This is a genomic window from Kosakonia sp. CFBP8986 (assembly GCF_034044935.1).
Lineage (GTDB): Bacteria > Pseudomonadota > Gammaproteobacteria > Enterobacterales > Enterobacteriaceae > Kosakonia > Kosakonia cowanii.
In genome coordinates this window covers 170,254-182,784 of sequence record NZ_JAXCXB010000008.1, presented here as the reverse complement: position 1 = coordinate 182,784, position 12,531 = coordinate 170,254, and the positions used below count along the sequence as shown (strand labels likewise).

The following is a 12,531-nucleotide window of genomic DNA, read 5'->3' as shown; positions in this document are numbered from 1 at the left end:
TCCCGGTAGGGCGAGCAGGTCGAGTCGAGCCGGCCGCAGTCAGGCACGCGGGAGGTGAGCGCAGTGCGCAGCACCGATTTCCTCGCGGGGCCGCGGGGATTGACAAGGGGGGAGCGGTCCCCCCCTTGTCCCGTTCACCGCATAAGAGATCAATGAAACTCCCCAATCTCTGGTGAACGGAATAATTCCACCAATCCAACATGCCATTCGGCATGTGATCCCGTCTCCATTTCCGGATTGTGCGAAAACACGCATGCCGCCAAAAATGTTAAATACGTCGATAAAATCACATTTATTAAACGTGTCATCGTGACAGGTCTATTCCATCGACATATTATCAGCATATGTCGATAAAAATGGATTTTGTAAACATATGAGCTGGGATCCGACCATACCCTTTAACGCCTTACCGATGCTGCCGCCCAACGTGGAGGAGATTGAGACCCGCAAGGTACTTAAGGCCTGCATAACTGCACGTGCTGCTCTGGCAGAGTTGAACACGGCAGGGGAGTTAATTCCCGATCAGGGATTATTGATTAACCTCCTTCCTCTACTTGAAGCAAAGGACTCCTCGCGCATCGAAAATATCGTGACCACCAGCGATCAGCTCTTCCAGTATGCCGATCAGGCCGAGAACGCCGATCCCGCAACAAAAGAGGCGTTACGTTACCGGACTGCGTTGCACGATGGCTTTACTTACCTGAGCAGTTACCCGTTGTGTACTAACACTGCGATCGCCATTTGCACCACGCTGCGCGGCGTACAAACGGATATTCGTAAAACCCCGGGAACGGTATTACGCGATCAGAACAGTGACGTGGTTTACACCCCTCCGGTAGGTGAAGCGGCTATTCGCGATCTGCTGGCGAACTGGGAACGTTTCATCCATGCCGATGATGACCTGGATCCGCTGATAAAAATGGCGATTTCACACTACCAATTTGAGTGTATTCACCCCTTTCCGGACGGAAATGGCAGAACAGGCCGAATCCTGAATATTTTGTACCTGATTCAGAGTGAATTGCTCTCGCTGCCTATCCTTTACCTCTCTCGGTTTATCCTGGAAAGGCGCGATCGCTATTACACGCTCCTGCGTGACGTGACCGCCGAAGGTCGCTGGGAGGCGTGGATCTTATTTATGCTGGAAGCGATAGAAAACACGGCGCGCTGGACCAAGAAAAAAATCGCCATCATTCGTGAACTGATGGTGGATACGACACAATTTGTGCGTGAGCGACTGCCAAAAATCTATACCCATGAGTTGATGCAAATACTTTTTGCACAGCCCTACTGTCGGATAGATAACCTTGTAAAAGGGCAAGTGGCTAAGCGCCAGACTGCATCGCTCTACCTTAAGCAGTTAGCAGACATAGGCGTGCTGGAGGAGATGAGCGTGGGGCGCGAAAAACTCTACCTCAATACACGGCTATTGCAGGAGTTAAATAACTAATTGCCGCGAGTCAGCTCTCCCACGCTGTTCTCCTGCCGGATGGCGCGTGCCGCTTATCCGGCCTACCAAAACGCGCCTACAGCGACACCGGTGTGGCTTTTATCTGCGGTTTCACAGCGAGGGGGTTGTGTCCCCGCTGAAATCGGCGAACCGAAGCGTGAATGACAAGGTCTGGACGCCATGGATGGCGGACAGAGGCGAACCGAGACAGGGGAGGTGAGCGCAGTGCGCAGCACCGATTTCCTCGCGGGGCCGCGGGGATTGACAAGGGGAGCGCGGCCGCTTCCCTTGTCCCGTTCACCGCATATGAGATTAATGGATCACCAGAACCTCTGGTGAACGGAATAATTCCACCAATCCAACATGCCATGCACATCGCCGGATGGCGCTGGCGCTTATCCGGCCTACGCCGTTTCAGCGGACTCCGTTTTGGTAGGCCGGATAAGGCATCGCCGCCATCCGGCAATGGTGCCGCGAAAAGAGTGCCGGATGCGCGTAAACGCTTATCCGGCCTACGGGATTGGCGCGTTTGCAATTTACCGCGCGAAGGTCTCCACCTTCTCAAACGCCGCATAGAGTTTGTCGGCGGTGACAGCCACCGGCAGCGCATGGATCGACTCCACCGGGCGCAGGGTATGGGCGATCACCTTATCCAGCTCGGCACGGTTGTGAATATCCACCTCCAGCTCTGCAAGCGTAGTCGGCAGGTTGAAACGCTGATAGGCCGCCACAAGCTGCGCCAGCACGTCGTCCTGGCCGAGCAGGGCGCTCTGCACCAGAATACCGTAGGCGACTTTCGTGCCGTGCAGGAACTTCTCCGTTTGCGGCAGCACCGTCAGCCCGTTATGCACCGCATGCGCCGCCGCCACGCGGGTATAGCGCTCGCCAAGCCCGCCGACCATGCCGCCACCGGCGATAATCGCATCCACCACATCGCGAAACGCCTGCGTTACTTCCCCACGCTGCTGATCGACCAGTGCCGCTTCACTGCTTTCCAGCAGCACATCGCGGATCGCCAGCGCATTGTTAATCCCCAGCCGCACCGTCAGCGGTAAGTTTTCCGGCTGCGGCGCCAGCACGACCGCTTCATACCACTTCGCCAGCGTATCGCCGATACCCGCCAGCAGGTACTCCACCGGGGCATCAAGGATAATCTGCGGCTCGACCAGCACCAGAAAGTTAGCGTCATCAAAGATCTCAAAATGGAGCGCCTGACCGGCGTCGTTATACCAGACCGACAGCGGCGTCCATGCTGCGCAGGTAGCGGCAATTGTCGGGATCGCCACCACCGGCAAGCCGAGCCGGCGCGCCACTGCTTTTGCCGTATCCAGCAGAGCGCCGCCGCCAACGCCGATCACCACGCTGCGATCCGCGCCCGCCTGCTGAACCAGCTCCGTCACATCGTGCTCGCTGCAGTGGCCTTTAAACAGCAGATGCGTGGCGCCAGGCGCGTTAAACGCTTGGGGCAGAAACGGTTTTGCGGCGGCAAAGGCGCGCTCGCCGTAGATCCACACCGCGCGGGAAAGCTGCTCAGCGGAGTAAAAATCCTCCAGCCGCGCAAGGCTGCCTGCGTGGGAGTAGTAGTTGGCGGGGCCGGGTACAACGCGGATATTGGTGCTGCTCATATGAGGTGTCCTTAAAGGTGATCGCTAACCCGATGTTATGTCTGGACATCCGGATGGCTAATATTATTTCGCTTTAACTTATGCCTTTTCTGTCGTTGCCAGTCAAGCGAGGCTGTGAAAAATTCGCTAAATCAATCTATTAATCGCAGGTATTCACGCGCTATGGGAAGCAACCTCCTCGAAATGCGTGGCATGCGCCTCGCCTTTGGCGGCTTCAACGCACTGTCGAATGTCGACCTCACTTTACGGGGCGGTTCAGTCCATGCCTTAACCGGCGCAAATGGCGCAGGCAAATCGACCCTGATGGCGGTGCTGTGCGGCACTTATGATCATTACGAAGGGGAGATCGCCATTAACCATCAGGTGGTGTCGATCCGCTCCCCGCGCGATGCGAAACAGCTCGGCATTCACCTCGTGCAGCAGGAGGTGGACGTTGCGCTGGTGCCGGGGCTGAGCATCGCCGAGAACATCATGCTGGATAAGCTGGCAGAGGGCGGGCACCGCTTTCGCTGGGGTGAGATCCGCCGCCAGGCGCGCGACGCGCTGGCACAGCTCGATGTAGAGTTTGATGTCACCCGCGCTATCGACAGCTGCACGCTGGCGGAAAAACAGCACATCTTACTGGCGCGGGCGCTCTCCCATCACTGCCGCTTTTTGATCCTCGACGAGCCAACCGCGCCACTCGATCAGCATGAGAGCGAGCGCCTGTTTGCGGTGGTCAGACGCCTGCAACAGCAGGGGATCGGCGTGGTGTTTATCTCCCATCGCATTCATGAGGTGAAGGCGATTTGCGACACCCTGACGGTGCTGCGCGACGGCAGGCTGGTGGAGTCCGGGCCGATGACGGCGCTTAGCGGCGAAGAGATTGTTGAGAAGATGCTCGGCCATGAACTGAGCGATATCTACCCGCCCGCGCGCCCGCCGCATAGCGACGAACTGCTGCTCAGCATTGATGGCCTGCACGACGAAGGGCTGCTGAAAGATATCTCGCTGCGGCTGCGTAAAGGCGAAATTCTTGGCATCGCTGGCCTGGCGGGCGCGGGCAAAACCGAGCTGTGCAAAGCCCTGTTCGGCGCGAGCAAAAGCCGTGTTACGCGCGGTGAACTGAACCATCAGCCGTGGCGTCCGCGCGATCCGGCTGATTCGGTAACACGCGGCATGGCGCTGGTGCCGGAAGAGCGGCGCAAAGAGGGGATCTTTATCGATGAGCCGGTCAGCATGAACCTCGCCGTCAGCGCCGATCGCACCTTTTCGCGCTGGGGGATCTTTGCCCATCACCAGGCGTGGCGCTGGGCGCAAGAGGTGATTGCCCACGTTGGCGTGCGCGCCAGTGGCCCAGGCCAGATACTGCGCCGCCTCTCCGGCGGCAATCAGCAGAAGGTGGCGATTGGCAAGTGGCTGCGCGGCCAGGCGAACGTGGTGATTTTTGACGAGCCGACCAAAGGCGTCGATGTGAAGGCGAAAACCGACCTTTTCCAGTTGATCGACGGGCTGGCGCGCGAGGGCAAAGGCGTGATTTACGCGTCGGGTGAATTCGCCGAGCTGGTGGGTTTGTGCGACCGGATTTGTGTGCTGTGGGATGGGCGCATTGTGGCAGAAGTGCAGGGCGAGGATGCCCGCGAAGAGACACTCCTTTACTATTCCACCGGAGGAACGGCCCGTGAGTAAGGCCCTTTCAGTCAGTGCGGCGGCATCCCCGCGGCAGCAATTTTTCGATTTCCTTTATAAGTGGGGCATGTTGCTCACCGTGGTGGCGCTGGTAGCCATTTTTGGCATCGCCTCGGACAACTTCCTCGATCCTAATAACATCATCAATATCCTGCGCTCGATCGCTATCGTCACGGTGATTGCCGTTGGCGTCTCGATCTCACTGACCATTGGTGGGTTTGATCTCTCCGTGGGTTCCACCGCCTCATTGGCCAACGCGCTGGTGATCTCGCTCTTTGTCTGGCACGGCTTCGATACGACGGAGGCGATCCTCGTGACGCTGGCGCTCTGCACGCTGGTCGGCCTGTTTAACGCTTTTCTCATCGTTGTGCTGCGCATTCCCGACATGCTGGCGACGCTCGGCAGCCTGTTTGTTATTCAGGGCGTGGCGATGACCTACAGCTACGGCGGGTCGATTACCGAAAATATGGTGCTGCCGAGCGGTGATATGGCGGAAGGGACCATCCCGGCGGCGTTTTCGCTGCTCGGCCAGGTGCCGACCATCGTCATCATTATGCTGGTGGTGACAGTAGTGGCGCAGCTTGGCCTCTCGTTGACTACCCACGGCCGCCGGATGTACGCCATTGGCGGCAACCCGGAAGCGGCGCGCCTCTCCGGCATTCGCACCACGCGCTACAAAGTCGCGGCGTATGTGATTGCCTCGCTGCTGGCCGGGCTCGGCGGGATTCTGCTCGCCTCGCGCATTGGCTCCTCGCAGGTGAACGCGGGCGGCGGGTATTTGATGGATGCGGTCGCTGCGGCGTGGATTGGCTTCTCGCTGGCGGGATCGGGGAAACCGAACGCGCTCGGCACGCTGGTCGGGGCGGTGATCCTCGGCGTGCTCTCGAACGGGCTGGTGATGCTGTCGGTGCCCTATTACGCGATGGACATTATTAAGGGGCTGGTGCTGGCCGGTGCTCTTGCGTTGACTTACTTCCAGCGTCGTTAACTTTCAGGGGAAACAGAGATGAAAAAAATTGCACTTTCACTGCTGGCGCTGGGATTACTGAATGCGCTGCCGGGCCACGCCGCAACACCTGCGCCGGTTCCGGAGGCCATCGCCAACCATAACGGCCCGGTGCGCATTGCGCTGATCCGCAACCTCGGCTCTGATGACAACACCACCCAGTTTGTCGCCGGTGCTTTGCAGCAGGGTAAAAAACTTGGCTTTAAAATCAGCACCTTTTTAAGCAACGGAGATGACGCCAAATTCCAGGATTTCGTTAACCAGGCGATCAGCCAGAAGTATGACGGCATTATTCTTTCGCAGGGGCGCGATCCCTACTCGACGGATCTGATCAAAAAAGCGGTCGCCGCCGGGATCAAAGTGGCGGTGTTTGATACCGCCGTGCAGGGCGAAATTCCGGGCGTTACCGTGACGCAGCAGGATGACGCCTCGCTGACCAAACTCTCCTTCGGCGAGCTGGTGAAAGATTTCAACGGCAAAGCCAACATTATCAAACTGTGGGTCGCCGGTTTCCCGCCGATGGAGCGCCGTCAGGCGGCCTATGCCGAACTGCTGAAAGCGAACCCGGGCATTAAAGAGCTGGAGTCGATTGGTGCCGTCTCTTCCGATGTGCAGGGCGACACGGCTAATAAGGTGGGCGCGGTGCTGGCGAAATACCCGAAAGGGCAGATTGATGCCATCTGGGGCACCTGGGATGCCTTTAGCCAGGGGGCCTATAAAGCGCTGAAAGAGAATGGCCGCACCGAGATCAAGCTCTACAGCATTGATGTCTCGAACCAGGATCTGCAACTGATGCGCGAAGCGGGCAGCCCCTGGAAGGTGAGCGTGGCGGTGGATCCGAAGCTGATTGGTGCCACCAACGTGCGCCTGATCGCCAATAAGATTGCCGGTGAACCGACGCCTGCGACCTACGATTTTAAAGCCGCCGCCATTCCGCAGGCGCTGCTCGCCAGCCAGCCTGGCGCGGTGAATGTGGCGTCGCTCGGCAAAATCATTCCCGGCTGGGGCCAGACGCAGGACTTTATTGCGCCGTGGTTTGCAACGCTCGAAGCGAAGAATAAATAGTTTGCAACACGAGCCAGTTTTGTAGGCCGGTGCGGCATTGATTGCCGGATGGCGCTAACGCTTATCCGGCCTACAAGGGCGTATCGCAATAAGCAATCGCGGCGAACCCGTAGGCCGGATAAGGCAACGCCGCCATCCGGCGGTGCGCCGGAGCGGCATTGATTGCCGGATGGCGCTAACGCTTATCCGGCCTACAAAGGCATATCGCAACAAACTATCGCACCGGCCTTTAACAAGGATAAATCATGGCAACTGAACTTCCACGCCCGGACTACAGCCGCAATATGCGCTTGATCGGCCACAGCGACCAGGGCGGTCGCCCGGACGGTGTCCAACTGATGGTGCACCGCGGCTTTGCCTATATCGGCCATATGGTGTCGCAGGGCTTCTCAATTGTGGATGTCCGCGACCCAAAGAACCCGAAACCTACAGGCTATATCGCCGCGCCGCCCGGTACCTGGAACGTGCATCTGCAAGCCCACGACGACCTGCTGCTGGTGATCAACGCCCGCGATCTCTTTGCCGACGCCCGCTTTGCTGATGAAAAGGTCTACTACACCCGCTCGGTCGGCGAAACCGTAAGCGATGTGCAGGATAAGGGCTGGAGCGCCGGGCTGCGCATTTTCGATATCTCCACGCCGGACAAGCCGCGCGAAATCAGCTTCCTGTCGCTCGATGGCATCGGCATTCACCGCATCTGGTATGTCGGCGGGCGCTGGGCTTATGTTTCTGCGCTGATCGATGGCTTTACCGACTACATCTTCCTGACCATCGATCTCAAAGACCCGCGCAAACCTGAGGTGGCCGGGCGTTGGTGGCTGCCGGGCATGAACCAGGCCGCAGGCGAAACGCCGGGCTGGGAAGAGGGCAAACGCTACGCGCTGCACCACGCGATTATTGCCGGTGATACCGCCTATGGCAGCTGGCGCGACGGCGGCCTGACGCTGCTGGATGTGAAAGATCGCACTCAGCCGACGCTTATCAGCCACCGCAACTGGAGCCCGCCGTTTGGCGGCGGCACCCACACCGCGCTGCCGTTGCCGGATCGCGATCTGCTGGTGGTGCTGGATGAAGCGGTGCTCGACAATCAGGAGGATGGCGAAAAGCTGATCTGGCTGTTCGATATTCGCGAGCCCGCTAACCCGGTCAGCATCGCCACCTTCCCGCAGCCGGATGAGATCGATTATGTGGCGAAAGGGGCGCACTTTGGCCCGCACAACCTGCATGAGAACCGCCCCGGCAGCTTTATCAGCTCAACGCTGATTTTCGCCACCTACCAGAATGCCGGTGTGCGCGCGTACGATATCTCTAACCCCTATCGCCCGGTTGAGACCGGCGCGCTGGTGCCAGCGGCACCGGAAAAAATGATGGATACCCGCCCCGGTCGCCCACGCGTGATCCAGTCCTGCGATGTGTTTGTTGACGCGCAGGGGATCATCTACAGCACCGACTACAACGGCGGGTTGTCGATTATTGAGTATCTGGGGTGAGCGAAGCGCCGGAGGGCGCTTCGTTATCGGCTTACGAGTATTGCCGCACGCGGGCAATTAACTCATCGACGTTATCAATGCGATCGGCAATCACAATCAGCGCTTTGCCAAGGGAGAGGGCATGACGGAGGCAGGCGTGGCGCATCTCCTCATCTTTGATGGTGTCGATATCTGCCACGTGCGACAGCCCAACGCTGCGGCGGATAAGCTCAGTGCCGCAAAAACCAATCGCATCGGTCCACACTTTTTTCAGAAATGCCGAGGCGTAGCCCGGCTGCGCCAGCGCCGCGTCCTGCGTCTTCTCGGTTGCTAACGCCTGGAAGCGCTCGGCAAAGGTCGCCCACAGCGTCTGAATATCGATCAGCCGCTGCTCGCGTGCCGCCGCCGCATCGCGGATACCGAGGTGGCCCGGCAGGCCGCAGTAGTTGAGCAGCAGGTTGCCGATAGCGGTACCGATATCAAAGCCAATCGGGCCGAAATAGCCGAACTCGGCGTCAATTGCCTTCAGGCTGCCGTCGGCAACAAAAATTGAGCCGCTGTGAATATCGCCGTGCAGCAAGGCTTCTGCGTGTGAGAAGAAGCGGTGCTTGAGCGACGCGACTGCCACTTTCAGTTGTGCGTCATCGCGCAGGGCGGCGACGTCTGCTTCCAGCTCGGCCGGGTAGTTATTGCGCTCGTGGATCTGGTAGGGATCGTTGAAGAAGAGATCTTCGGTGATCTCGCACATCGCCGGGTTAATAAATTTCGCCACCTGCGCTTTTTTCACATGCGGGTGGAGGTAAAAATCGCTGGTGTGAAACAGCGTCTGCGCCAGGTATTCACCTAACTGCGTCGCTGCCTGCGGATAATAGACATTGCGAATCAGTTCGCCGCGCCAGATGTGGTGATCGGAGAGATCTTCCATCACCATCACCGCCAGCTCCGGGTCGAAATGAAGAATATTGACCGTGTGCTGCGGGCAGTGCTTGTAGTGTTCGACCAGTGTTTGCGCTTCGAGACGCGCACGATCGAGCGTCAGCGGCCAGGATTCACCGACGCAGCGCACATAGGGCAGCGCCTGTTTAACGATGACGCGGCTTGTGCCGTTGCGGTCGAAAATTTTAAAGACCAGATTGAGGTTACCGTCGCCCACTTCCTGCGCGTCAACCAGTTCGGAGGGATCGCGAAGGCCGCCAAATTGTTGTGCATATGCCACGGCATCACGGGCGGAAAAGGTATGGTATTGCGACATTGCCTCGATCCTCTTTTTGCTATTTAAGCCATTTAGACGTCTATACATCCGCTTTGCATCCTGACACAATACGCCACATTAACGCAACAGGGATTTAACGATATGCCGTCATTACAGACCACCAGCCTGCGCATCGCCGAAAATCGTTTATTTATTCTCGACCAACAGGCGTTACCGCAGGAGAAACGCTGGCTTGCCGCCGATTCGGTAGATGACCTTGTCGGCCATATTCACGCGCTGCGCGTGCGCGGTGCGCCGCTGATTGGCCTCTCTGCCAGCCTGCTGCTGGCGCTGCTGGCCGCGCGCGGTGAGAGCCGTGAACAGCTGGCACAGGCGCTGGAAACCCTGCGCGCGGCGCGCCCGACGGCGGTGAATCTGATGAACAATCTCGACCGCATGAAGCAGGCGCTGGCGCAGGAGAGCTGTGCCGATGCGCTGATGACGGAAGCGCTGCGGCTGGTGGAGGAGGATAAACAGCTCTGCGACAACATCGCCCAGGCGGGTGCCGCGCTGATTACACCCGGCAGCCGCATTTTGACTCACTGCAACACCGGTGGGCTGGCGACGGCGGGCGTCGGCACAGCGCTTGGCGTGATTGCGCTGGCGCATCAGCAGGGCAATATCAGCAATGTGTGGGTGGATGAGACGCGCCCGCTATTGCAGGGCGGGCGGCTTACCGCCTGGGAGCTGGGCGAGCTGGGTGTGCCGTATCAACTGATTACCGATTCGATGGCCGCCAGCCTGATGGCGAAAGGGCAGGTGGATGCGGTGTGGGTCGGCGCGGACAGGATTGCCGCCAATGGCGATGTGGCGAACAAGATTGGCACCTATTCGCTGGCGGTGCTGGCGAAGTTCCACAATGTGCCGTTTTATGTCGCCGCGCCGCAAACCACCCTCGATCCCCATTGCCCGAACGGCGAGGCGATCCCGATTGAGCAGCGCGCCGCCGCGGAAGTGACCGGCGTGGCGGGGAGTTTTGGCGCGGTGCAGTGGGCGCCGGAAGATGCGCAGGTGTACAACCCGGCGTTTGATGTTACCCCCGCCGCGCTTATCAGCGGTTGGGTGCTCGACAGCGGCGTGGTAACGAAGGCCGCGGATCTTTTTGTGTAGTGCATAAAACGTTGCCGGATGGCGCGTAAACGCTTATCCGGCCTACGCCGTTTCAGTGCATCCTCACCCGTAGGCCGGATAAGGCGCAGCCGCCATCCGGCAATATCAAACCGCTGCATCACGCGAACGGGTGCTGCAAAACCACTTCACTCTCTCTTCTGTTGGCCTGCGCCTGCGTGGCGGCGTCATCCTGCCCTTTTTCATACCGCGGCGGGGTGATCGCCGGGTAAACAAAGCTGCCCACTTCGCTGCACTGCTCCGGATCTTCATCACCCGCATAAAAGAGATAATACTGATTCGAATCCGGGAAGAAGGCCAGGCTGTCGCCGTTGCGAAAGGTGGTGCTCCAGAAGGGCACGCCCGCTTTGGTATGCGCCCTCTCTTTGCCCGCCGCGATTTGAAAATGGTCGCCCCACTTCATGGTCGTCAGGCTGTAATCAAAAAAGGAGACGGTCAGCGCGCCGCGCGTCGGGCAGTTCAGCCTTACCGCATCGTCGGCGCGGGCGGTGGCAATAAACATCAACAGCAGGAAGAGGGTGTATTTCATGGCAGCGGGTCCGGCAAAAGCAAAGCATGAGGGTAAAGCATTGCCGCGTATAAACCCGTAAGAAAATATGTCAGAAAAAGAGAAAGAGAATCAGGATGTTAAGAAAGGGGTGTATTTGTTGAAACCGTATAGGTTTTGTTGAGCTAAACATGATAATAATTATCAAAAGTATAAAATTCTCATTACCATCAGGACACCTTTTTCTATGCATGGAAAAATCCGCACTACGCTGCTTCTCGGCGCGCTGCTCACGCTGCCCGTTCTCGCGCAGGCCACGCAGTATCCCCTTACGGTGACCGATTTTAGCGGCCGTAAAGTGACGCTGGATCATGAGCCGCAGCGCGTGATTTTGCAGGATGGCCGCGACATCATGACCCTCGCGCTGCTCGATCGCGATAACCCGTTTAAGCGGCTGGTGGCGTGGAACAACCTGGCGAAAAAGCAGGATATCGAAAGCTGGAAGATGCTGAAAACCCGCTGGCCGGAAGCGGCCAACATTCTCGATATGGGCTTTAGCGATAAAGGGAATGTTGAACTCGAAAGCGTGCTGGCAAAGCAGCCGGACCTGATGATTGCCCAGCTGCGCGCGAAACCGTCGCTCACCGACAGCGGCGTGCTCGACAAGCTGACGGCGTTGAAAATCCCGGTGGTGTTTGTCGATTACAATGTGAACCCGGCGAAAGATACCGCGCCAAGCGTCGATCTGCTGGGCAAAGTGCTTAACCGCGAAAGCAACGCTGAAGCTTACACCACCTACTACCGCCAGCATCAGCAGGCGATCACGCAGAAAACCGCCACCATTAAGCCGAAGCCGAAAGTGTTTGTCGAAGCGCTGGCGGGCAGAGCCGACAGCTGCTGCTTTACCCATGGCCACAGCGGCTGGGGCGGTCTGGTGGAAGCGGTCGGCGCAACCAACCTCGGCTCCGAGCTGCTGCCGGGCGCCACCGGTTTTATCTCCCTTGAGAAGCTCATCAGTGTCAACCCGGACGTCTACATCATGACCGGCTCCAAACGCGGCAACGGCCAGGTGCTGCCGCTCGGCCTGAATGCCTCGCCGGACGAGGTGAACAAGCAGGCGCAGGTGCTGCTGAGCCGCACCGGCATCAGCCAGATCCCGGCAGTAGCGCAGAAGCACGTTTATGGTGTTTATCACCACTTCTACAACCACCCGTATAACATCGTGGGCATGGAGTATCTGGCGAAGGATATCTACCCACAGGCGTTTGCCGATCTCGACCCGGATGCGACTTACCATCACATCATCAAAAACTTCACCAAATTGCCGGATGACGGTTTTGTTTACAGCTGGCAGCAGGGCAAATAACCACAATGAGTACCA

Annotated in this window: 10 protein-coding genes; 7 read left to right on the top strand and 3 right to left on the bottom strand. The window is 58.4% G+C overall.

Annotated elements, in window-relative coordinates; all coding sequences use genetic code 11:
* Window positions 1-373 precede the first annotated feature (373 nt).
* The gene (gene fic / locus SOM48_RS18445; RefSeq protein WP_320512730.1) at window positions 374-1,450 is read left to right on the top strand and encodes a protein adenylyltransferase Fic; all 1,077 of its coding nucleotides are present in this window, start codon (window positions 374-376) and stop codon (window positions 1,448-1,450) included.
* A gap of 536 nt (window positions 1,451-1,986) precedes the next feature.
* Here the strand turns inward: fic and SOM48_RS18440 are convergent.
* The gene (locus SOM48_RS18440; RefSeq protein WP_320512729.1) at window positions 1,987-3,075 is read right to left on the bottom strand and encodes an oxidoreductase; all 1,089 of its coding nucleotides are present in this window, start codon (window positions 3,073-3,075) and stop codon (window positions 1,987-1,989) included.
* A gap of 162 nt (window positions 3,076-3,237) precedes the next feature.
* On the opposite strand from SOM48_RS18440, the gene SOM48_RS18435 reads away from it, so the two are divergent.
* The 4 genes from SOM48_RS18435 to SOM48_RS18420 all read left to right on the top strand — a co-directional run bounded on the left by SOM48_RS18435 (window position 3,238) and on the right by SOM48_RS18420 (window position 8,304).
* A complete protein-coding gene (locus SOM48_RS18435; RefSeq protein WP_320512728.1) occupies window positions 3,238-4,743 on the top strand; it encodes a sugar ABC transporter ATP-binding protein in 1,506 nt (501 codons plus the stop codon).
* The gene (locus SOM48_RS18430; RefSeq protein WP_023479978.1) at window positions 4,736-5,731 is read left to right on the top strand and encodes an ABC transporter permease; all 996 of its coding nucleotides are present in this window, start codon (window positions 4,736-4,738) and stop codon (window positions 5,729-5,731) included. Before SOM48_RS18435 ends, SOM48_RS18430 begins: the two co-directional genes overlap by 8 nt.
* 18 nt (window positions 5,732-5,749) lie before the next feature.
* Window positions 5,750-6,814, top strand: a complete 1,065-nt coding sequence (locus SOM48_RS18425; protein WP_042713331.1) for a sugar ABC transporter substrate-binding protein — start codon at window positions 5,750-5,752, stop codon at window positions 6,812-6,814.
* Window positions 6,815-7,059: 245 nt separating this feature from the next.
* On the top strand, window positions 7,060-8,304 hold the full coding sequence (locus tag SOM48_RS18420) for an LVIVD repeat-containing protein (RefSeq protein WP_320512727.1): 1,245 nt from the start codon (window positions 7,060-7,062) through the stop codon (window positions 8,302-8,304).
* Between the two features lie 31 nt (window positions 8,305-8,335).
* On the opposite strand, the gene mtnK is transcribed toward SOM48_RS18420, so the two are convergent.
* Window positions 8,336-9,535: an S-methyl-5-thioribose kinase gene (gene mtnK / locus SOM48_RS18415; protein WP_128483433.1), complete on the bottom strand. Its 1,200-nt coding sequence runs from the start codon at window positions 9,533-9,535 to the stop codon at window positions 8,336-8,338.
* 102 nt (window positions 9,536-9,637) lie between these two features.
* On the opposite strand from mtnK, the gene mtnA reads away from it, so the two are divergent.
* Complete coding sequence (gene mtnA, locus SOM48_RS18410; RefSeq protein WP_312480910.1) at window positions 9,638-10,645, top strand: S-methyl-5-thioribose-1-phosphate isomerase; 1,008 nt, start codon at window positions 9,638-9,640, stop codon at window positions 10,643-10,645.
* Between the two features lie 118 nt (window positions 10,646-10,763).
* Here the strand turns inward: mtnA and SOM48_RS18405 are convergent, their stop codons facing one another.
* Window positions 10,764-11,192, bottom strand: coding sequence for a hypothetical protein (locus SOM48_RS18405; protein WP_054804108.1), 429 nt, complete (start codon window positions 11,190-11,192; stop codon window positions 10,764-10,766).
* Window positions 11,193-11,397: 205 nt separating this feature from the next.
* On the opposite strand from SOM48_RS18405, the gene SOM48_RS18400 reads away from it, so the two are divergent.
* A complete protein-coding gene (locus tag SOM48_RS18400; protein ID WP_320512726.1) occupies window positions 11,398-12,516 on the top strand; it encodes an ABC transporter substrate-binding protein in 1,119 nt (372 codons plus the stop codon).
* Window positions 12,517-12,531 lie beyond the last annotated feature (15 nt).